Source organism: Alkaliphilus peptidifermentans DSM 18978, from assembly GCF_900101495.1.
Lineage (GTDB): Bacteria > Bacillota > Clostridia > Peptostreptococcales > Natronincolaceae > Alkaliphilus_C > Alkaliphilus_C peptidifermentans.
Genome location: NZ_FMUS01000004.1, coordinates 132,960 through 153,533 on the forward strand (window position 1 = coordinate 132,960; position 20,574 = coordinate 153,533).

The following is a 20,574-nucleotide window of genomic DNA, read 5'->3' on the forward strand; positions in this document are numbered from 1 at the left end:
TACCCCCTATTCATTTCCTTGATTTTGCTTTTTAATTACAAAAGGCTCTATACAAACCATATTATCCTTGATATATGCTTGCTCTGGTCTTAATGGCTTTTCATATTCTCCATCAGGTGCACGAGTAATTACATCTGCTATTCTGAGCTGTGTTGGATCTAAATAAATAGCTGCTACACGCGCCTCCTTATTTCCGTTACTGCCAGCATGAGCAATCCCCCTTAGGCTACCCATAACAATAATATTACCCAGTGCAATAATCTCTGCTCCAGGGTTAACATCACCTAATATAACCAAATTTCCATCATAATTAATTTTTTGGCCAGAACGAATAGTTCCATGGTGAAACTTAGTTTTGCCTTCATGAATACCTTCAAAGACTTTAGATTCATTGAGGACATCAGCATCTTCTTCCATGTGTATATGCATCTGATATTGATTAGACATTAGATGCTTCAATTCTTCTTTTTCTTCAGTAGTCAGTGACTCACATTGTATGTCAAGAATTTTTGCTCCCGTAAAAAAAGACTTTGTTTCTTCTAATTTATCAGCAAGCTGTTTTTTGATGGCTTGGAACTCAATATCAGGCTTTATTTGTACATATATTCCTTTTTTAGTTCCTTTAAATTCAATTGTATTGTCCTGATGCATTCATTCCTACCTCCATCAAAAGTTATATTAATCTCATACCTTAAATAAATTCTCCATTTACGATTTAAATCCTGCAAGCTTCTCAAAAAAACTTAGGTACTATGGTCCTTAATACAATATGAGTTAAAAATTGAAAATTGAAAATTTAAAATTGAGAATTGAAAGTTGAAAGATAAAAGAAAGAACTGAAAATTGAAAATTGAAAGATAAAAAATAAAAATCAAGAATTAAAAGTTGAAAATTAAAAATTAAGAGTTAAGAGTTAAGAGTTAGGAAAAACATATGACCAAATCTTTGATTTGAGTCAGTCACTTTGCTAGGGATTTGGTATAAAACTTCATTAGCATAATTTAGAGTTTTATGGCAAATTAACTAGCTACCTATGTATTGTTAAATGTTGAATGTTGAATGAAAAACAAATCAAAATAAAGAGTTTAGAGGAGAAAAGAAAACTTAGTCATAACCAAAAAAGATTAGGGGCGACAGAGTCGTCACCCCCTACATATAATCCCATTCATTTGCCGGCATACAGCTTACCCCAAATTTTTAGTTGATTTTTTCATTACTCATTTCACATTACTAATTACTTATTGCTTTTTCCCTCATTTCATTACTCATTACTCATTGCTTTATAGTTATCTCGTCATATAGTTCCCCATAACATTGGTCTTCTCATCACCCTCTAAGTTTAAACCCATATACTCTGCAACAATTTCTCTAAATACTGGAGCTCCGTACCCACCAGAGCCTCCCTGGAAAATAAGAACTGAAATTGCTATTTCTGGGTTTTCATATGGAGCAAAACCAGTAAACCATGCGTAATTTCCATAATCCTCTTTGAATTTGTCTAAGTCAACGTTTTTGATTCGAGGATTTAGCTTTTTAATAGCTTCCCTCATCACAAAGATATCATCCTTATACATAACATCGTTAGGATTTTCTTCCTTCATTTCTTGCATTTTAGCCTCAACAGCAGCTTCATTTACTCCAAAATTGCCAAAGTGCTTTCTAAGATATTCCACCTCATCTAATGGAGGTATTTTTCCTGAACGTTGAGCTGTACCTGTTTTAACAGCTACATCTATAGGAAATCGATTGAAATAGTTTCTAGCAGTTCCAATTCCAGTTGAAACCTCATACATACCTCTATTAATATGTTCTAAGTTTTTATAATCATTCAAGGGTATCCGTTCAATTAATTCAGGTGGAGACTCTAAAATAACTTCTCCATCATTGCTTTGAATTTTATTAAGCAGACTGGTTTGGTAACGATAACCACCATTTGCTAGAATCATCATATAGCTGGTCATTTGTATCGGTGTATAGGAATGCTCCCCTTGTCCGATCGAGAAATTCATTGTATCAGCTGTACTCCATTCGGCTTGAATGAAATAATTGTATTTTACTATATCAGTGTATAAATTTGCTTTATCAGATTTAATCCCTAAGTCTACTATTCTATTATAGAGTACACCCCTAGATGGGTTTTCCTCTGTCCAACCGACAATTTCCTCAATAATTCCATCGATTGTTTCGTTGTTTACCTCCACCTTAGTTTCATCTAGATCATCTAATGTAATAAGTCGCGTCAAATGCCTTCTTAGTAGGGCTTTAATAGTAGTAGTTTTACTCTCAAGGCTCGGCACTCCTCCCGAACGCTCTCGTGGTACATCTATCTCAATACCTGTTCTTTCATCTAACCCAAATCGCAATGTGTAGTCTATCATTTTATCTACATTCATTGGCACTGGTAGATTTCTGTTGGCTCCATAGTCACGGCCTGTCCCTAGAGAATAAAAATAAAAATTATTTGAATCAGCGATGGCCTCATACATATTTTGATATCCAGATGTGGTCCTATACATATTCCATCTCCAGTTTCCAAAGGAGTGTCCACCAATTTGAATAAATCCACGGTCTAATATTCTATAATTGGGGCTTAATCCTTGCTCTAATGCTGCCAAGCCTACAATCATTTTATAGGTGGATCCCGGTTGTATTGCAGTACTTAAGGCAATATTAGTTAAGGGTCTTGGTGCAAGAAGGTCCCTTTCGTTTTCTGGGATTAAGCTTTGCCAGTCGGTCATACTAATTCCTGTTGCAAACAAATTTGGATCGTACGATGGGTAATTAGCTAAAGCTAAAAGCTCACCTGTATGAACATCTGTAACAACAGTTGATGCAGATGTAGCATTTTTCATCGGTCCACTTGTGCCCACCAATCTATTACTTCCCCATTGGGTTTCATATACACCGCCTACTTGAACTGTTTCCAAAACATCCTTCATTGATTCTTCGGTTTTTTTCTGCAAATTAAGGTCAATTGTAAGATACAGAGTATTCCCTGGTATTGGATCTACCTTTTCTAGTACTTCTATAAGCCTTCCCTTAGAATCGACTATTACCTTCTGATAACCATCCTTACCCTTTAAGTACTCCTCAAATTTATGCTCTACTCCAGTTTTTCCAATAATATCTCCAGGTGCATATCCTAGCTCATTAATAAATCTATCAATTTCAGATTGTTGAGAAATTTTACCTAAAGTACCCAGTATATGGGCAGCAGTTTGTCCTTCAGGATAGTATCGAATTGGTTCTACATCAACCCTTATCCCAGGCAGATCCATAATATTCTCTTCAATTTGAACAACCGATTCACGGGAAATATCATATGCTATTCTTACGGGCTGGTATTGAAGATATCCCTGTTTTCTCAATTGTTCTCTAATAACCATTATTTTTCTAGCATCAGCTAATGAATGATCAGCAGGTACTTTATAAATATTATCTCTTACATCAAAAAATGCATCCTCTGCACTTATGTCTAACTCAGTTATTCTGTGGCTTTCTAACCAATTTTCTTTTTTCATTTGTTCAGTAAACTTCCAAGTTCGTATTGAAATTGGAATAGATAAGTGTTGAATTAACTGTTGTTGAACATCATACCCTAAAGTATTTACCTCATCTTGATGATTTTCATCATGTACCCACAGGGCAAAGACTTTTGCCGCCTGCCCTACATCTTGAAGACCATGCAAAATCATCCAATCTTCAATCTCTTTTAATTTGTAGGCCTCTGCTATTATAAAAAACGCTTCAGCTGCTGTTTCTACATCCTGTAATTCATTTGCTCTTTTCCACGCCTCTACTTCTTCATCAAAAATAAATACATATTCCCCTTCTTCATTAATGACAATTGGGAATTCATCATTGTACCTATCTTCATTTAACTCTAAAATATGAATTATATTTAATGCAACCTCATTAATCTTTTCATCTACAATTTCATTTTTCATAATTTGTATAGTATAGCTGGGCCTATTGCCTGCCAGCAATCTACCATATCTATCACGAATTTCTCCCCTAGGAGCACTCAGAGGAATGCTTTTAAAAATTCTATTTTCCGCCAACTCACGATATGTTTCACCTTCAACTATCATTATAGACGCTAATCTAAAAATGATAATAGCAATTATCAAGAAAAAGGTGATTATCGTAATTGTATAGCGATCATTCAATTTTTTCAATAACATAGGCATCATCATTCCTATACTAATATCTTTTTTTCATTACTCTTGATCTAAACAATTTTGATACATAAATGTATATAATTACGGAAAAAATAGAATTATATAGTACTCCTATAAATAACATCTTTTTAAAAACATTAAAGAGTTCAATACGATACCCCAGTAAAAATATTAAAAGCATGTTTATAACTTCGTAAAACCCCGTGGCTAATGCAGTTAAAGTAAAGGGTACAATTAGATTGTCTTTAAATAGATTTCGATTTATAGACCCTACTGTGTAGCCTGTAACCATAAAAATCATAGCATTTAATCCAATAATTCTTCCAAAAATTATGTCCTGTAAAATACCTACAAAAAATCCAATTATTGCACCTTTATTTTTACCACTATATATAGCCAATGATATTACTAAAATTAGGGCTGTATTAGGTAGTACATCATATATTTTAAAATATTGAAGTAAGGTAGATTGGAATATTAAATTTATGACAATAATAACCCCGATTATTAATGCTTTCACTTTTTTTTCCCCTTTTATTCAGCTAAACTATTAGCCCGCATCACTAATACCTTTGTTAATCGTCTAAAATTAACAGCAGGCTCTACTTCAATTGTTTTTAATAGTTGATTGCCAGATTTTTCTACTGCCTTTACCTCTCCTATTAAAATACCTTCAGGATATATACCAATGCCTGTAGTAACCAATTTGTCACCTACCATTACCTCCGACATCGGATCAAACACATAACCTGAAAGTTCATTGGTAATGCTTCCAGATATGATCCCTTGTGTTTTGTTGTCTCTTAATACCTGAAAGCTTACAGAGCTGTCGTTATCAACTATAGCTACTACCTTTGCCCAATTACCACCAACTTCAAATACTCTACCTACTAGTCCATTTGAAGCTAGTACAATGCTATCTTTAGTAATGCCATGCTTTTCTCCTACACTAATTGTAAAGGTGTTAAACCAATTTCCTGGAGTTTTACCAATGATGTTAGCAGTTATTGGTTCATATTTAGCTTCGTCATCTATATATCCTAATGCATATTTTAAGCCCCTTAATTCCTCTAATTCATCCCTATTTAATCTTAGAGAAATCACTTCTTTTTCAAGAGCCTCTGCCTTTATTCGCAATTCATCATTCTCTCTACTAATTTTGCCTATATTAATTATCCGACTAAAATTCTCTCCAACTGCAGTTACTCCACTATTAAACACACCTTGTACAGGTGATATAATGTTCCCTACCCATTTTTCAACAAAAGTAATGTCATCTCTTTGTCCAGTAGTAACACCCATAACAATAATGAGAATGATAGCGCTAATTGCCACTATCATTGCAGTTCTATCCTTTTTAGCTCTTTTGGACATATTTATTCACCAACTTTATCCTAGTTTCTTTGGTGTTATTAATACCCGTTTAAGTGTATCAAGCTCTTCTATTGTCTTACCAGTTCCTAAAACAACACAATCCAAAGGCTCCTCTGCAATACGTACAGGCATTCCAGTTTCTTTTCTAACCAAGTTGTCTAATCCATCAAGTAAAGCGCCACCACCTGTAAGCATAATACCCATTTCCATTATATCCGCCGCCAGTTCAGGAGGTGTTTTTTCTAATGTAAACTTAATAGCATCAATAATTTGACTAACTGGCTCCTTTAATGCCTCCATAATTTCATGAGAGGTTATTTCTAAGGTTTTAGGTAATCCAGTTACTAAGTCTCTACCTCTAATAGGCATTTTTTCTTCCTTTGTTTTTGGAAAGGCTGATCCGATTGTAATTTTTACATCCTCAGCTGTTCGTTCCCCAATCATTAGGTTATATTCTCTTTTTATATAGTGCATGATGGACTCATCTAACTCATCTCCACCTACACGAATAGATTTAGCTGTTACAATACCGCCTAATGAAATAATTGCAACCTCTGTAGTACCCCCACCGATATCAACTACCATACTGCCTGTTGGCTCCTCTACAGGTAAACCTGCACCAATTGCTGCTGCCATTGGTTCTTCTATTAAATAGGCTTCTCGGGCACCAGCTTGATAAGCCGCCTCTTCTACAGCTCTTTTTTCAACCTCTGTTACACCAGAAGGAACACATACTACCACCCTTGGTTGAACCAATGTTTTACGAGCATATGCCTTCCTTATAAAATATTTTAACATACTTTGAGTTACATCAAAATCAGCAATGACTCCATCCTTCATTGGCCTTACTGCAATAATGTTTCCTGGTGTTCTACCTATCATTTTCTTTGCTTCTTCACCAACTGCAAGTACAGTTTTAGTATCGTTTTGTATTGCTACAACTGAAGGCTCCCTCAGTACAATTCCTTTACCATTTACATATACCAGTGTATTAGCTGTTCCTAAGTCTATCCCCATATCTTTAGAGAAAAAATTGAATATTCCCATGTTTATTGCTCCTTCCTATATTCTGCAATTACATCAATGATTTTTCCTTTAAACTAGTAAAAACACCATCACCTATTATTATATGATCTAATACTTTAATACCTAAAATATCGCCAGCATCTATTAATCTTTTAGTAATGCTTATATCCTCACTACTGGGAGAAGGATCTCCACTTGGATGATTGTGTACCAGTATAATTGCTGATGAGCTTCTTTTAATGGCTCTAATAAAAACCTCTCTTGGATGAACAATAGAAGCATTCAAGCTGCCAACCGAAATATTTTCTTCTGCGATTAATTCATTTTTAGTATTAAGAAGTAAAATATTGAAATGCTCCTTTTTGTTATAACGCATTTCCTCCATCAGCAAATCAACGACATCTTCTGGACTCTTTATTTTATAATTATTAACTTTTGTTGCTAATGCTATACGCTTTCCAAGTTCTACTGCTGCAATTAATTGTGACGATTTTGCCAGTCCAATTCCTTTAATAGAGCTAAGTTCTTCAACAGTACAGTCGGTAAGAAATCTCATGCCCTCCTTATTATAGGACAATATGGCTTCTGCAAGTGAAATAGCAGATTGTTCTTTAGATCCCTTTGCCAAAAGAATAGCTAAAAGTTCTGCATTTGATAATTTTCTAGGCCCGTATGCTAAGAGCTTTTCTCTTGGTCGTTCATCAGGTGGCAAGTTTTTTATTGTTGCTTTATATCCATATGAACTCATAAGTATCTCCTATGTTACTTTAATAGGCTAAAATTGAAATTTTTATTCATAGCCTGATTTAGCTTATATAAAGGTAATCCAACTACATTAAAATAATCCCCTTCAATTCTGCTTACAAATAAAGCAGCCTTTCCTTGTATTCCATAGGCACCTGCCTTATCCATAAATTCACCTGTGGAAATATAGGACCAGATTTCTTCATCGGATAACTCTTTAAAGTATACCTTTGTTATTTCATGTTCAACAATCTCAATATTTGAGCTGCTACATAATAATGAGAAGGCTGTTATTACTTTGTGGCATTTGCCTGATAGTTCCCTTAGCATATTATAGGCATCTTTTTCGCTAATTGGTTTTCCCATAAGCTTATCATGAAAAACAATTGTATCTGCCGCAATAATTATAGCATCATCTAAAACATTCCTTCTAACACTTAATGCCTTCTGATAAGCAATTTTTTCTGCCAACTCTATTGGATTGGCACAGTTAATTAAAGACTCATCAAAATTACTGACAACTACTTGGAATTCTAACCCTAGATTTAACAATAGTTCTTTTCTTCTTGGAGAATTGGAGGCTAAAATAATTTTTTTCATTCATTCACCTACAATCTATTAAATATTAAAACAGCCAATAACAATCCAATTAAACTGGCTACATTAATATGAACTAATAGAGTTACATGAAAATATATGATATTCAAATTCACTTCAAGATTTTTCAATCCCATTGGTTCTGGCCCATAAGATAATAGTGGTATTGTTTTACCTAATGCATTTCCAATTAAGGTTCCAAGCACCACACCAGTAATTATCAGTAGAATTAGAATCCATGGATTTTTATAATTTTTCATTTACAATCCTCCAAATCAAACAAATGTTATGTGCCTATACTATCTTTAAAATGAATTAATGCTTTATTTATTGTGAAGTTTGCAGTAATTCCTATAAAAATACCTGTAGCTATACTTACAAGCATCATAACCGGTAAATAACTAAAAATGCGAATATTATTAATTATAAGTGCTGCAACTGTTAGTTGAGCAATATTATGACCTAATGCACCAAATACACTAACCCCTATTAAGCTAAAGTATTTTTTCATATATTTATATACTAGCCACATTAAGAAGGTGCTAACAAGAGCACCTGCCATACTATACATCATGGAAGTAATAGCCCCTGTGGCTAATCCACCAAGCAAGCTTCGCAAAAGATTAATCGATAGTGCATATTTAAACCCAAATAGTACTAGTGTAATTAGTCCAATGATATTTGCAAGTCCAAGCTTTGCCCCAGGTGCAATCCCCATAAAGGGATTTGGTATGAATGTTTCAAGAATATGAAGAGCTAACCCTAAAGCAGTTAACATTGCAAGTTGCACTAGTTTTTTAGTATTCATTTTTATCACGCTTTCTATTTTATATGAATTTTATTGTTGTCATTTTTAAGTAACATTCTACAAAATTTGCTCTAAGAAATATTCTCATACCCTAACAACTTATTTTATCATATTTTCTAGCAAACTTTACTATAAAAATTTATTATTTTCGATATTCATAGTTTCAATCATTAAAAGTTTAACATTAAATATTTCATCTTACAAGTAGTAAATCTTAGCTATTTATATAAACTGAAACCTATTTCGAGTATAATTAAGAGGGCTCCAAGAGCCCTCCATTTAAATTGATTATTACTGCTCTCTTCGCTTTTCTCTTCTTTCAAAGTTCCCTTCTATTGCATTAGTAGGGCACTTTTCTACACAAACAAAGCAATTAGTGCACTTCTCATAGTCTATAAAGGCAAGGTTATTTTCAAAGTCTATAGCATCATATGGACAGGCTTTAACACAAATTTTACAAGCAATACAGCCTACGCTACATTTCTGTCTTACAACCTTACCTGTCTCTTTATTATTACATGCTATTACTACATCCTGCTGATAAGGTACCATATCTATAACGCTTTTAGGACAAACCTCTATACATTTGCCACAGGCTGTACATTTCTCCGGTATAATTCTTACTAAGCGACCATCAATTATTTCAATAGCATCGAATGGACAAGCCCTTACACAGGTACCTAACCCTAAACATCCATATTGGCAGGATTTGCTGCCTCCAGCAATCATAGATGCTGCAACACAATCTTCTATTCCTTCGTACTCAAATTTTTCTTTACATTTAACTGTGTCACCATTACAGATTACTTTAGCAACCTTTTTAACACCTTCTGTTGCTTCGACACCCATAATTTCTGCCACAGCCATTGCACATTCATTTCCACCAACAGGGCAACCTGTAACAGGCGCCTCTCCCTTAGCTACAGCCTTAGCAAAGCTGTCGCATCCTGGATATGCACAACCACCGCAGTTGGCTCCAGGTAAAACATCTCTTATTGCAATAGCCTTAGGATCAACCTCAACAGAAAACTTTTGCGAGGCATAAGCCAGTCCTGCTCCGAAAAGCAGTCCCATACCACCTAAGCCTAATATTGGATAAACAACCGCTTGTATATTCATAATAATCCCTCCTTTACACTAATCCAGCAAATCCCATGAAAGCCAATGACATTAAGCTCGCCGTAATTAATGCTATCGGAAAGCCTTTAAAAACCTCCGGTACATTGTAAAGCTCAAGTCTTTCACGAATGGCTGCAAATAGAACTATTGCCAAAGAGAAACCTATAGCTGCGCCAATTCCGTGAATAACTGCCCCTAGTAGATTTAACTCCATCTGAATGTTTAATATAGCTAACCCCAGCACAGCACAGTTTGTTGTAATCAGTGGTAAAAACACACCCAAAGACTGATATAAGGTAGGACTGATTTTTTCAATAACCATTTCAACAAATTGCACTAATGATGCAATAACCAAAATAAAGGCAATGGTTTGAAGATATTCTAATTCTAATGGAATAAGAATAGCAACTTGAACAATATATGTTATTAATGCTGCCATTGCCATAACAAAAGTTACAGCCATTCCCATTCCAATGGAAGTTTCTACTTGTTTTGAAACACCTAAAAAGGGACATATCCCTAAGAATCTAGATAATACAAAGTTATTAACTAATATCGAACTAACAAGCAATAGAAAAATAGATGTTACTGACAAATCCTACACCTCCTTAAAGTTCATTTAATTCTTTAGACGTAATTCTATTATATAGTGCCGCAAGTAAACCTAACGCCAAAAAGGCACCAGGAGGCATTGTCATTATCCTAGCTGGATGAAAGAATTCGCCCATAACAGCAAAGCCAAAAATAGATCCTGCTCCTGAAAACTCCCTTACTATACCCAAAATAGTTAGAGCAACAGTAAAGCCTAAACCCATACCAATTCCATCAACAATAGAGTTAACTGGTGATGATTTAGAAGCAAAGGATTCTGCTCTAGCTAGAATTAAACAGTTAACAACTATTAGTGGTATAAACAGTCCCAATGATTCGTATATGCCCGGAAAATAAGCATTTAATATCATCCCAACCATCGTAACAAAGGTTGCAATTACAACTATAAAAGCAGGAATTCTTATTTTTGAAGGTATAAAACCCTTTATCAATGAAATTACAAGGTTTGAACCCAATAATACGGCTGTAGTTGCCAGTCCCATAGCCATTCCATTTTCAGCAGAATTAGTTACAGCTAGGGTTGGACACATTCCTAATAATTGTACAAATACAGGATTATCGAAAACTAAACCTCTTGTAAAAATTCTTCCCAATTTCACATCTTTCACCTCCACCAAATTACCGGTTTACTAAGACTTCTTCGAAGAGAGCACCGGCAGCATTTACTCCATCTACAACAGCATCACTTGAAACTGTTGCACCTGTAACCACTTGAATATCACCATCTGTTGTTGGTACATCCTTAGTTGATCCAAACCCTACACTAACAATTTTGTTGAAAAATTGTCCAATATAGGCTGCATCAGCAATTTTCGAACCTAATCCAGGTGTCTCAGCATGCTGACCAATTTTAGCTCCTACTATCTCACCATCTACTGTAATACCAACCAGTACTTCAACTCGTCCATTGTACCCATTGGGGTTAGTTTTTACTGTATAACCAACGACTTCACCATTTTTAATCCCCATATAAGCCTCAACAATTAAGCTTCTGTTGGTTACATTTTCATCCTCAATTAATTCAAATTCTTCGGCTTCTGGCAATAACGCCTTTATCGCTTCAACATTTTGGAGATGTAATCGTTGATCAATAATAGGTTGTGTCACCTCATTGGTGATCCCTAAAACAAAAGCAGCTATTGATGTGATAACTAATAGAATAAGTCCTAACTTAATGACTTCACGCATTTTGTTTTTTCACCTCCCCAAAAACTCTTGGGCTTGTATACTTCTCTATTAAAGGAGCAGCAACATTCATTAGTAGAATGGCAAAGCCCACCCCCTCATTATATGCACCAAATATTCTAATAAGAGCAGTAATGAGACCACATCCAAATGCAAAGTACATTCTTCCTTTTTTCGTTACAGGAGATGAAGCGTAATCAGTAGCCATATAAATAGCACCAATCATAAGACCTCCTGAAAAAATATGAAACAGCATAAATTGAAAATCAAATTGTCCATATAATAGTGTTAATATTGCAACAGTACCAATATATATACCTGGTATCGTTATTGATATAACACCTCTATAAACTAAATATAATCCACCTAAAATCAACAGAATTGCAGAAGTTTCCCCCATGGATCCAGCAACATTACCTATAAAGGTATCTATCAATGCAGGAGCATTTGCTGGTACTGCTGTGGCATCCTTCACATAGCTTAATGGGGTTGCAGATGTAACCAAATCAATAGGTCTTCTCCAGTCTGTCATTTTATCAGTATAGGAAATAGTTAAGAATATTCTTGCTGCTAAAGCTGGATTCATGAAGTTTTGACCTATTCCACCGAAAAGTTGCTTCACAATTCCGATTGCAAAAGCAGAACCTATAACTGGAATCCACCATGGAGCCGAAGCAGGAATATTTAACGCAAGTAGCAAACCTGTTACCACAGCACTAAAATCTGTAATTGAAACCGACTGATTTCTAATTTTTTGAATTCCCCACTCAGTAACTACAGCTGTAACAATAGCTAAAGCAATGAGTACAGCAGCATTCATTCTAAAGAAATAAATTGCACCAACAGTTGCCGGTAGCAATGCTATAACAACATCCAGCATAATTTTAGAGGTTTTATTTTCTGATAAAATATGCGGAGAAGAAGATACTGTTAATCTTTCTACCATTGTTTTCTTTCCCTCCTATCTACTTACCTTGTTTTCTTTTTTTAGCTACAATAAATCTCTTTGAGAGTCTAATAGCATGTAGCAATGGTATTTTTGATGGACATATAAATGAGCATGATCCACATTCTATACAATCTAATGCTCTATACTTTTCTGCATGTTCCATCATGTCTTTTCTTGCGAAATTACTAATATGCAATGGTTGAAGGTATGCTGGGCAAATTTCTACACACTTACCACAACGGATACATGGCATTTCATCTGGTAATTTTGCTTCACCATCAGTAAAAATCAAAAGCCCTGAAGACCCTTTAGTAATGGTTACCTCATCATTATATTGTGCCAAACCCATCATAGGTCCACCCATAATAATTTTACTAGGCTCTTCATTATAGCCACCACACTGCTCTATTACGTCTTTAATTGGCACTCCAATTTTTATTAGCAGATTTTTAGGGTCTTTAATACCCTTTCCAGAAACAGTTGTTATTCTTTCAATTAATGGCATGCCTGTCTTTATTGTTTTAGCGATTTGTGCTGCGGTACCAACATTATTAACAATTACTCCAACTTCCATTGGTAGTCCACCTGAAGGTACTTCCCTTTGTGTACAGGCCCAAATTAATTGTTTTTCAGCACCTTGTGGGTATTTAGTGTATAGCCCTACAACTTCGATATTGGCGTAATCTGCAGCCGCCTTCTTCATTACTTCCAGAGCGTCCGGCTTATTATTCTCTATACCAATAAATGCCTTGTCCACTCCAACAGCCTTCATCATAGCCCTTAGTCCATATACAACATCCTCTGGTGATTCCAGCATCAAGCGATGATCAGCTGTTAAATAAGGTTCACACTCAGCGCCATTAAGTATAATAGTATCTATTTTTTTCTCTGGCGGCGGTGATAGCTTTACATGAGTTGGAAAAGTTGCTCCTCCCATGCCTACAATACCAGCCTCTTTAATTATTTCCATAATCTCTGCTGCTGATAAATTATCTATCGATCCCTTTGGTGCAATAGATGGATCTACTTCATTATGTCCATCCGATTCAATAATTACAGAGAGAACATCCCCTCCACCTGCTGCTGGTTTCTGCTCAATACCCTTCACTTCACCAGACACGCTGGAGTGTACATTTGCAGAAACAAAGCCTTTTGCTTCACCAATCTTTTGTCCTACAGTAACATGATCTCCTACTTTTACAATTGCTTCACAAGGAGCACCAATGTGTTGCTGTAAAGGGATTACAACAATCTTTGGCTCTGTAGCTTTTTCGATTGGTAGATGTGCTGTTGGCTCTTTAAACTCAGGAGGATGAACTCCTCCTTTAAAGGTTAAAAACTTCATATTATATTTTTCACCCCTTACATAATATTTGTAGAAAAGCAATCATAATCTTTTCTACATAAAAATGCATTTTCCTTTATAAAAATTATTATTTAACAATAAAAAAATATTGTATACTGTATAGTTATTAATAGCAATAATAGTATACCATATATCTTTTACTATTCAACATACTTCTAGCGTAAATTAATTACACATTAGTATTAGAAAATAATAATTCTACATTATCACTATAATATTATAAAATTTAATATTTAACAAGCTCTTTTAACCCTTCTTTAAGGTGTTCTTTTATCCATGAAATCACCTCGACATTTGTAATTGGCAACCCTTGTAGGATTTTTTTAATTTCTGTAGTGTCAAAACAAAATTTATTGTTATTATAAATATGTTGATATTTTATATCAATCTTTTCATCTGCCAGTATTAAAGCAATAATAGTATCAGTAATATTTCCCAAGGGAACTCGATCTATATGCATATGCTGGAAAATGGCTCTTACTTTTGTACCTTCCCCCTTTTTAGAGTTTATAGTTAAATCGCCACCACATTGTTGGGCAGCTGCTTTAAATAAGGACAGACCTAATCCAACCTTGCGGGTAGTACGGGTTGTTACGAAGGGATCTAATACCTTGTCCAAAAATTCTCTATCCATACCAATACCATTATCCTCTATGATAATTTCTAGTATATCCACAACAGTGTCTTCTATTATACTAATTTTAATTTCAGTAGCTTCTGCCCTTACTGAGTTTTCTGCAACATCAAGAATATGTAATGCAAGTTCCTTCATATCAACCACCTCTTTGTTATTTTTATGCAAAATTCATGCCATTTCAAACTTAAATATAAAATAAAACTTTGTCAAGTGACAAAGTTTTTATTTCTTAATACATTAATAATCTCTTCACATGATAATTCCTTTACATCTAAAAAAGATTGTCGTTCAAGAATAGCTTCTAAGTTATGGGCATCTGAATTTGCTATTTTTCTATACTTATTAAGATATTTATGTTTAGCTTCAATTGAATTAATATCACATCCTGATGTTATCTCTACAGTTGTCAAGCCTAAAGCAGGGGAGATAAAACCAAGATTTGACAGAATACTAAAGCTATTACGGTCTATATGGGCAGGTATAACTATACCTTTTAATCTATTAACCTCATCTACAACATCTTCTACAGTTAATGATATAGCATTAAATAGTAATCTATCATATTCTCCTATGACTTCATCTTTTTCATTATATAATAGTTGATTACCAAAAACCTTTGCATTATTCTTAGTTTTAGGCAATGCTTGGTCAATTATTCCTTGAAAGACCTTAGCTTCATCTAAGGATCTGAAAAGGCCGATAAGGTGTACTTCTTCCTTTGTTGATACTTCAATACCAGGAATGATAATGAGCTTTTTATCTGAAGCTACCTTAGTAAAAGCTTCTACATTTAAAGTTGAGTTATGGTCAGTTATGGCTATTGCATCTAAGCCTTTTAAAATGGCCATATTAACTACATTATTTGGAGTCATATCATCTTCACTACAGGGAGATAATCCACTATGGATATGAAAATCATATGCAACTTTCATTATATTTTACTCACTTCTTTTATCTTTAGTGCTAGCTCGTAAGCTGTTAATTGACTTCTTAGAAGTGGAATCTTTTCTTCATTTGCTTTTGCAATTGTATTTTCATCTATGTCTGCTCCTTCAGGAATAATCATGCAAGAAGCTTCCCCCAGCAGAGCGACAGCTACTACATTTACATGGGTTTGGATGGTTATCCAGACATTACCTGCCTGTAGCTTTGCCATTACCCAGCTTAATAAATCGCTTATATATACACCTGTAATCTTATTTTCAGTTCCTTCTTCACCAGCTATTAATTCAAGATTTAAGGCTTCAATTAGTTCTTTAACTAACATGAGTTCACCCCTTTTCCTATATTAGCAGTTTAATATTTAATTAATGTAATTATATTTCATATACTTAGAGATATATTACAATTGTTATTATAGTTGGATTACCTACAGATGACTCAATTTTAAACTCATCTGCATACCTCTTCATATTAGGTAACCCCATTCCAGCACCAAATCCTAACTCTCTTATTTCTGGTGTTGCTGTTGAATAACCTTCCTTCATAGCCATATCTATATCTTCAATACCAGGTCCAGTATCTTTTGCATCAATTCTTATCTTATCAACATCAACGGTTACACCTATTATACCGCCTTCAGAGTGGATAATAATATTCATTTCAGCTTCATAGGTTGCTACAGCAACTCTTCTGATTGTACCAGAGTTTATTCCCAATTGTCTTAAGGCCTTCTTAATATTACTTGAAGCTTCGCCGGCCTTTGAAAAATCCTGTCGTTCGATATTGTAACATAATTGTATATTACTCAACCTATCACCTTCCTACCTATGAACAATGTTAGCTCCACATAGTCCATTACTATAAAGAATTCCGCAGCTATTATATAGAATATGCCTAGTTGTTAATATCACTACACCAGTTTCTCTTGCCAGCTTTAATGTTTCTTCATCTGGAGTTTTTCCACGAACAAAAACCACTGCATTTATATCCATCATTTCTGCAGTTCTAATGGTATGGGGGTTTACTAAACCAGTTAATAAAATTGTCTTGTCTTCTACAAAGGCCAGTACATCACTCATTAAGTCACAGGCGAATACAGTTTTGACTTCTCTATCTAATGAATCCTCTCCCACCAATACTTCTGCATCAAGTAACTGTTTTACCTCTTTTAAATTCATTAAATAATCCCCTCCATAAGTACTTATCATTTGATAACTTCAACAATCCTAAAAAGACTATCTAAATAAAGGCTGTGTAACCTATATAGATTTTCCTGATCATCTTCCTCAATAATCTCAAGTGAACGATTTATATTGCTTCTCTGATAGTGAATCATTTTCTCAACATTATTTTTACTTGGAAATGATTGTGGTAGCAGATTTTCATTAATATCTGTCGAAAGGTTATCAAGGGTAGATTGTTGTTTTTTTAACAATTCTACATATATATCCATATCTCCTTCTTTTTCATAATTATTATACCATGCTTCAGATTGTTTTTCCATAATATCAATTAGATCATTAAGATTTTCAATTGTTCCTTTATACAATTTTTCATAATTATTTTTTTCAAACTTAATCTCTTTAATCGGAAAATGAATTTCATTAATATATGCATCCTCAAAAACTTCTCTTACTTCCGAAAGCTTCTCCTCTACATATGGCCTTCTAGTAAAACCATGGGTGTATACTTTAAAGCTATCTTCAATTTGATAAACCAGGTATGATAGTCTTTGCTGGTTAAGGTTGTTTATTAAATTTTCAATATTATCCTTATCAGAAAGACTTGCTACTTGAATAGTAAATATAGACATAGAATTAATTTCACCGACTAACATTTCTACATCCTCTACATCATCATTATCAACGTTTTTTACTTCATCCTCGTCGTTATCATCCACTAAAATGTCCTCTAAATCTATAGAATAGTCATCATCCTCAAATTCCATATTTAATGCTGGCGAAACCCATTTTTCAGTTACTCTTAACCCAATATAAATAGCCATTATTGGTAATATAATACAGAATATAAATACCAAGACAATATTGCTTTTGCGACGCCTTCTATTCATCTTCAAACGACTCTTTTTCATTACCACACCTCCATAAAATATAAAACCCATAACATCGAAATATAATACTTTTATCCCATTTTGTTATCTTTCTATTGAAGACTTGTCTTATTATATATATAATAGTTATTAATAAAATTATTCCTTATAGGAGTGTTTACTTTGATAAAAAATATGGTTAATCAAATTTTTTATGAAAAGGTCCAATCCATAGAAAATAGAATTCCTGTAAAATTAAACATACCTGATCCAAGTAAAATGGATTTCAACCAAATTTTAAGTGAGAAAATTGATGCCCAAGGGTTTAATATTAGAAATTTGGATAGTATGATTAAAAATGCTGCCCAGAGATACCAAATACCTGCTGATTTGATTAAATCTGTAATGAGAGCGGAATCTAATTTCAACCCAACTGCCCTATCACGTGCAGGTGCTCAGGGTCTTATGCAATTAATGCCAGCCACTGCTACCGCCTTAGGAGTTCATAATCCTTGGGACCCCCAAGAAAACATTAATGGTGGTGCTCGCTATTTAAGAGAAATGCTTAATCGTTATGATGGTGATTTAGATCTAGCTCTTGCCGCCTACAATGCTGGCCCGGGAAACGTTGATAAATATGAAGGGATTCCACCATTTCAAGAAACACAAAATTACATAAAAAAGGTCATTTCCTTTTACCAGCAATATTCAAAATCAGAGTAACATATGACAATGCCCTATAACTAACAAAAAAATTAGAAGCCTGTCTCAATCGACAGGCTTTATTATTTTCCATTTTGTATCTCAATTTTAATCACTATGTCCTTCCATAGCTTTGTAACCTTTATATTTTCAAATCCGCTTTTTTGTGCATTTAAGTGGGTATTTCTATTTATATTAGCTCCCATTAAAGACACAACTGCTGGATTCATTAAGTCCATCACTAATCCCAAGATTTTACCTTCACTCCTCACGTGTTCTATCATTATCATCTTCCCTGATGGCTTTAAAACCCTTTTAACCTCTGAAAACCCCTTAATAGGGTCAGGAATAGAGCAAAAAACACAGGTTGTAATTATATAGTCAAAGGTATTATCATTAAACTTCATGTCCTCTGCATCCATTACTAAAAGCTCAACATTCCTATTTAAAATACTAGCTTTTCTTCGCGCTTTATTGAGCATTTTTTCGCTAAAATCTATTGCAGTTACTTCTGCATTCTCCGGATAAAATTCTATATTTTTACCAGTTCCAACCCCTACCTCCAATACTTTACCTGATACTTCTTTAAAAATCTCTTCTCTCAACTTTCCTACCGCCATATTCTCCATTGGCTTCTCTAAAATATCATATATAGATGCTATTCTATTATAACGCTTCATTATTTTTTTTGTGTTATTTACTTCCATAGAATTCACCATTTTCTTTTATAGTATTTTCTCTTTTATTATTACATCGTATGATGCATCCTGTTTTGCAATCTTATCAAATCTGCTTATACCTAAATACACCATTGTTAAAAGAAATAATCCAAATACAATTCCTACCAGTTCTTCATATGGTTCAAATTCAAACTTTACTCCAGCCCACATTCCTACAATAATTCCAATAATTAAGCCTATTAAGGGTAAGATATAAATCAGAAAAGCTGCCTTTAATACTCTTTTTTTCTCCATTTCTAGTATAACAATTTGCCCTACATCTGCTTTTACTTCATTGCGGGCAGTTACTTTTATACCAGTTGGAGTACATCCACTTTTACAAGAACTACACTTTTCTCCACAGCTATTGGCTCGCCCAATTTCTACAACGGCATATTCATTTTTGAGCTCCAACACAGTTCCTATTTTATCCATTCCAATCACACCTTCATAATTTAAACAAATTATTCAACCTTCTTTATTGCTGTCTTTAGTTATCCACATCAATAGATTTTTTAGGTAGAAAACCAATCTCATGTGGCTTTTCTCCTACTGAAATTGTATTTATAGTTTCAAATGTTGAAATGTCAATTACTGTAATGTCTCCCGATTCATAATTAGATACATACATTTTATTACTGTTAGGAACTTGAATTACATAATTCGGTACATTGCCAGCCTTTAGTGTCTTTATTACCTGTTTATTTTCAGTATTAATTATTGTTACATCAGATGAAAAGCGATTTGTTGTCCATACCATTTGATTATCTTCTGTCACTGCTATTCCATGGGTACCTTCTCCTGCTGGTATTTTTTCTATAACTTTATTTGTTTCTAGGTCTACAACTACAACGTTGTTATCCAATAAGGTTGCAACATATAGCTTTTTGTCGTCCATTGCTGGTTTTGTATTATTTGGGACTCGCCCAACAGGAATTGTCCTAATAGTTCTTCCTAAGGCAGTATCAAAAATTGAAACATCACTTGAAACAACATTAGATATAAAGGCGAACCTTCCATCATTACTAAAGCTAATATGGGTTGGACTCTTAGCTGCCGATTCATACTCAACTACCAATTGGTTTTCTTCTGTGTCAAATATCATAATATAGTTATTCTCATGGCCTTCCTCCAGTGATCCACTAGTCAAATATAAGTATCGATCATCTGATGAAATGTCAATCCCATGAATATTTCTTTCTAAATCAATTGAATATAAAAACTCATACCTATACCCATCAAATACCAATAAGCTATCCTGTGAAGCGTTGGTGGTATATATTTTACCTAGCTTTCTATTAGTCGCTAAACCATCGGAAATTTCAATTCCTGCATGAATCTCATTTATTACGGTATCAGTAACTGTATCAATTACAGTAATAGTTCCTTTTCCTGTGTTAACCACATATGCATAATATACAACTGTTTCTTCATCATTAGGAGTTCTATAATCATTGAAAACCGCTAAACTAAAGATAAATAGAATAACAAATACCAGAGATCCAATAAAAAAAGCTTTTATCATCATCATACTAGCTGTCCCCTTTATTATTACCTAAAATG

The 20,574-nt window shown here is 34.1% G+C and carries 25 protein-coding genes; 1 reads left to right on the plus strand and 24 read right to left on the minus strand.

The genetic code is table 11. The features are described 5' to 3' along the window. Nucleotides 1–6: 6 nt before the first annotated feature. The 21 genes from minC to BLP68_RS04670 form a co-directional block, all read right to left on the minus strand. On the minus strand, nt 7–651 hold the full coding sequence (gene minC, locus BLP68_RS04570; RefSeq protein ID WP_091540576.1) for a septum site-determining protein MinC: 645 nt from the start codon (nt 649–651) through the stop codon (nt 7–9). Nucleotides 652–1,286: 635 nt separating this feature from the next. Then, nucleotides 1,287–4,184 (minus strand): penicillin-binding transpeptidase domain-containing protein, encoded by a 2,898-nt coding sequence (locus BLP68_RS04575; RefSeq protein ID WP_091540579.1) that lies wholly within the window; start codon nt 4,182–4,184, stop codon nt 1,287–1,289. A gap of 19 nt (nt 4,185–4,203) precedes the next feature. Beyond that, on the minus strand, nt 4,204–4,701 hold the full coding sequence (gene mreD / locus BLP68_RS04580; RefSeq protein WP_091540582.1) for a rod shape-determining protein MreD: 498 nt from the start codon (nt 4,699–4,701) through the stop codon (nt 4,204–4,206). Nucleotides 4,702–4,715: 14 nt separating this feature from the next. Beyond that, on the minus strand, nt 4,716–5,555 hold the full coding sequence (gene mreC, locus BLP68_RS04585; protein ID WP_091540585.1) for a rod shape-determining protein MreC: 840 nt from the start codon (nt 5,553–5,555) through the stop codon (nt 4,716–4,718). 15 nt (nt 5,556–5,570) lie between these two features. After that, nucleotides 5,571–6,602 carry a rod shape-determining protein gene (locus tag BLP68_RS04590; RefSeq protein ID WP_091540587.1) on the minus strand — a complete coding sequence of 344 codons (1,032 nt, stop codon included), beginning with the start codon at nt 6,600–6,602 and terminating at the stop codon, nt 5,571–5,573. 28 nt (nt 6,603–6,630) lie between these two features. Next, on the minus strand, nt 6,631–7,329 hold the full coding sequence (gene radC / locus BLP68_RS04595; RefSeq protein ID WP_091540590.1) for a RadC family protein: 699 nt from the start codon (nt 7,327–7,329) through the stop codon (nt 6,631–6,633). Between the two features lie 14 nt (nt 7,330–7,343). Beyond that, nucleotides 7,344–7,925: a Maf family protein gene (locus BLP68_RS04600; RefSeq protein ID WP_091540592.1), complete on the minus strand. Its 582-nt coding sequence runs from the start codon at nt 7,923–7,925 to the stop codon at nt 7,344–7,346. Between the two features lie 8 nt (nt 7,926–7,933). Then, entirely contained in the window at nt 7,934–8,182 is a 249-nt protein-coding gene (locus tag BLP68_RS04605; RefSeq protein WP_091540594.1) for a DUF4321 domain-containing protein, read from the minus strand. 26 nt (nt 8,183–8,208) lie between these two features. Further along, complete coding sequence (locus BLP68_RS04610; RefSeq protein WP_091540597.1) at nt 8,209–8,730, minus strand: Gx transporter family protein; 522 nt, start codon at nt 8,728–8,730, stop codon at nt 8,209–8,211. A 291-nt stretch (nt 8,731–9,021) separates the two neighbouring features. Then, on the minus strand, nt 9,022–9,849 hold the full coding sequence (locus tag BLP68_RS04615; RefSeq protein WP_207647869.1) for an RnfABCDGE type electron transport complex subunit B: 828 nt from the start codon (nt 9,847–9,849) through the stop codon (nt 9,022–9,024). Between the two features lie 13 nt (nt 9,850–9,862). Continuing rightward, nucleotides 9,863–10,444 carry an electron transport complex subunit RsxA gene (gene rsxA / locus BLP68_RS04620; protein WP_091540600.1) on the minus strand — a complete coding sequence of 194 codons (582 nt, stop codon included), beginning with the start codon at nt 10,442–10,444 and terminating at the stop codon, nt 9,863–9,865. 13 nt (nt 10,445–10,457) lie between these two features. Continuing rightward, nucleotides 10,458–11,060: an electron transport complex subunit RsxE gene (gene rsxE / locus BLP68_RS04625; protein ID WP_091540603.1), complete on the minus strand. Its 603-nt coding sequence runs from the start codon at nt 11,058–11,060 to the stop codon at nt 10,458–10,460. 19 nt (nt 11,061–11,079) lie between these two features. Next, the gene (locus tag BLP68_RS04630) at nt 11,080–11,649 is read right to left on the minus strand and encodes an RnfABCDGE type electron transport complex subunit G (protein ID WP_091540605.1); all 570 of its coding nucleotides are present in this window, start codon (nt 11,647–11,649) and stop codon (nt 11,080–11,082) included. Beyond that, complete coding sequence (locus tag BLP68_RS04635; protein WP_091540608.1) at nt 11,642–12,592, minus strand: RnfABCDGE type electron transport complex subunit D; 951 nt, start codon at nt 12,590–12,592, stop codon at nt 11,642–11,644. Before BLP68_RS04635 ends, BLP68_RS04630 begins: the two co-directional genes overlap by 8 nt. Before the next feature lie 19 nt (nt 12,593–12,611). Further along, entirely contained in the window at nt 12,612–13,940 is a 1,329-nt protein-coding gene (rsxC, locus tag BLP68_RS04640; protein WP_091540609.1) for an electron transport complex subunit RsxC, read from the minus strand. A 247-nt stretch (nt 13,941–14,187) separates the two neighbouring features. Beyond that, nucleotides 14,188–14,733 carry an ATP-binding protein gene (locus BLP68_RS04645; RefSeq protein WP_091540612.1) on the minus strand — a complete coding sequence of 182 codons (546 nt, stop codon included), beginning with the start codon at nt 14,731–14,733 and terminating at the stop codon, nt 14,188–14,190. Between the two features lie 71 nt (nt 14,734–14,804). Beyond that, complete coding sequence (locus BLP68_RS04650) at nt 14,805–15,530, minus strand: PHP domain-containing protein (protein WP_091540615.1); 726 nt, start codon at nt 15,528–15,530, stop codon at nt 14,805–14,807. Further along, nucleotides 15,530–15,865, minus strand: a complete 336-nt coding sequence (locus BLP68_RS04655; RefSeq protein ID WP_091540617.1) for a DRTGG domain-containing protein — start codon at nt 15,863–15,865, stop codon at nt 15,530–15,532. The genes BLP68_RS04650 and BLP68_RS04655 overlap by 1 nt, the downstream gene beginning before the upstream one ends. 64 nt (nt 15,866–15,929) lie before the next feature. Beyond that, a complete protein-coding gene (locus BLP68_RS04660) occupies nt 15,930–16,349 on the minus strand; it encodes an ATP-binding protein (RefSeq protein WP_242876900.1) in 420 nt (139 codons plus the stop codon). A gap of 12 nt (nt 16,350–16,361) precedes the next feature. Further along, nucleotides 16,362–16,718 carry a DRTGG domain-containing protein gene (locus tag BLP68_RS04665; RefSeq protein ID WP_091540619.1) on the minus strand — a complete coding sequence of 119 codons (357 nt, stop codon included), beginning with the start codon at nt 16,716–16,718 and terminating at the stop codon, nt 16,362–16,364. 26 nt (nt 16,719–16,744) lie between these two features. Beyond that, complete coding sequence (locus BLP68_RS04670; RefSeq protein ID WP_091540621.1) at nt 16,745–17,632, minus strand: hypothetical protein; 888 nt, start codon at nt 17,630–17,632, stop codon at nt 16,745–16,747. Between the two features lie 141 nt (nt 17,633–17,773). Between BLP68_RS04670 and BLP68_RS04675 the strand changes: the two genes are divergently transcribed. After that, the gene (locus tag BLP68_RS04675) at nt 17,774–18,313 is read left to right on the plus strand and encodes a lytic transglycosylase domain-containing protein (RefSeq protein ID WP_278278194.1); all 540 of its coding nucleotides are present in this window, start codon (nt 17,774–17,776) and stop codon (nt 18,311–18,313) included. Between the two features lie 62 nt (nt 18,314–18,375). Here BLP68_RS04675 and BLP68_RS04680 read toward each other — a convergent pair whose 3' ends face one another. From BLP68_RS04680 to BLP68_RS04690, 3 genes are read right to left on the minus strand one after another with little or no spacing between them, the layout of a single operon-like run. Next, entirely contained in the window at nt 18,376–18,999 is a 624-nt protein-coding gene (locus tag BLP68_RS04680; protein ID WP_091540624.1) for a class I SAM-dependent methyltransferase, read from the minus strand. Between the two features lie 18 nt (nt 19,000–19,017). Next, complete coding sequence (locus tag BLP68_RS04685) at nt 19,018–19,446, minus strand: SoxR reducing system RseC family protein (RefSeq protein ID WP_091540626.1); 429 nt, start codon at nt 19,444–19,446, stop codon at nt 19,018–19,020. Nucleotides 19,447–19,501: 55 nt separating this feature from the next. After that, nucleotides 19,502–20,542: a YncE family protein gene (locus tag BLP68_RS04690; protein WP_091540628.1), complete on the minus strand. Its 1,041-nt coding sequence runs from the start codon at nt 20,540–20,542 to the stop codon at nt 19,502–19,504. Between the last annotated feature and the right edge of the window lie 32 nt (nt 20,543–20,574).

Bases quoted from the DNA above. Each gene is read 5' to 3' on its own strand.
- radC (WP_091540590.1), bottom strand. From the start codon at position 7,329: ATGAGTTCATATGGATATAAAGCAACAATAAAAAACTTGCCACCTGAT.
- BLP68_RS04610 (WP_091540597.1), bottom strand. From the start codon at position 8,730: ATGAATACTAAAAAACTAGTGCAACTTGCAATGTTAACTGCTTTAGGG.
- BLP68_RS04655 (WP_091540617.1), bottom strand. From the start codon at position 15,865: ATGTTAGTTAAAGAACTAATTGAAGCCTTAAATCTTGAATTAATAGCT.
- BLP68_RS04605 (WP_091540594.1), bottom strand. From the start codon at position 8,182: ATGAAAAATTATAAAAATCCATGGATTCTAATTCTACTGATAATTACT.
- rsxC (WP_091540609.1), bottom strand. From the start codon at position 13,940: ATGAAGTTTTTAACCTTTAAAGGAGGAGTTCATCCTCCTGAGTTTAAA.
- BLP68_RS04630 (WP_091540605.1), bottom strand. From the start codon at position 11,649: ATGCGTGAAGTCATTAAGTTAGGACTTATTCTATTAGTTATCACATCA.
- BLP68_RS04670 (WP_091540621.1), bottom strand. From the start codon at position 17,632: ATGAAAAAGAGTCGTTTGAAGATGAATAGAAGGCGTCGCAAAAGCAAT.
- BLP68_RS04690 (WP_091540628.1), bottom strand. From the start codon at position 20,542: ATGATGATGATAAAAGCTTTTTTTATTGGATCTCTGGTATTTGTTATT.
- BLP68_RS04645 (WP_091540612.1), bottom strand. From the start codon at position 14,733: ATGAAGGAACTTGCATTACATATTCTTGATGTTGCAGAAAACTCAGTA.
- minC (WP_091540576.1), bottom strand. From the start codon at position 651: ATGCATCAGGACAATACAATTGAATTTAAAGGAACTAAAAAAGGAATA.
- BLP68_RS04650 (WP_091540615.1), bottom strand. From the start codon at position 15,530: ATGAAAGTTGCATATGATTTTCATATCCATAGTGGATTATCTCCCTGT.
- mreC (WP_091540585.1), bottom strand. From the start codon at position 5,555: ATGTCCAAAAGAGCTAAAAAGGATAGAACTGCAATGATAGTGGCAATT.
- BLP68_RS04635 (WP_091540608.1), bottom strand. From the start codon at position 12,592: ATGGTAGAAAGATTAACAGTATCTTCTTCTCCGCATATTTTATCAGAA.
- BLP68_RS04575 (WP_091540579.1), bottom strand. From the start codon at position 4,184: ATGTTATTGAAAAAATTGAATGATCGCTATACAATTACGATAATCACC.
- BLP68_RS04665 (WP_091540619.1), bottom strand. From the start codon at position 16,718: ATGAATTTAAAAGAGGTAAAACAGTTACTTGATGCAGAAGTATTGGTG.
- BLP68_RS04600 (WP_091540592.1), bottom strand. From the start codon at position 7,925: ATGAAAAAAATTATTTTAGCCTCCAATTCTCCAAGAAGAAAAGAACTA.
- BLP68_RS04680 (WP_091540624.1), bottom strand. From the start codon at position 18,999: ATGGAAGTAAATAACACAAAAAAAATAATGAAGCGTTATAATAGAATA.
- BLP68_RS04685 (WP_091540626.1), bottom strand. From the start codon at position 19,446: ATGGATAAAATAGGAACTGTGTTGGAGCTCAAAAATGAATATGCCGTT.
- BLP68_RS04590 (WP_091540587.1), bottom strand. From the start codon at position 6,602: ATGGGAATATTCAATTTTTTCTCTAAAGATATGGGGATAGACTTAGGA.
- BLP68_RS04615 (WP_207647869.1), bottom strand. From the start codon at position 9,849: ATGAATATACAAGCGGTTGTTTATCCAATATTAGGCTTAGGTGGTATG.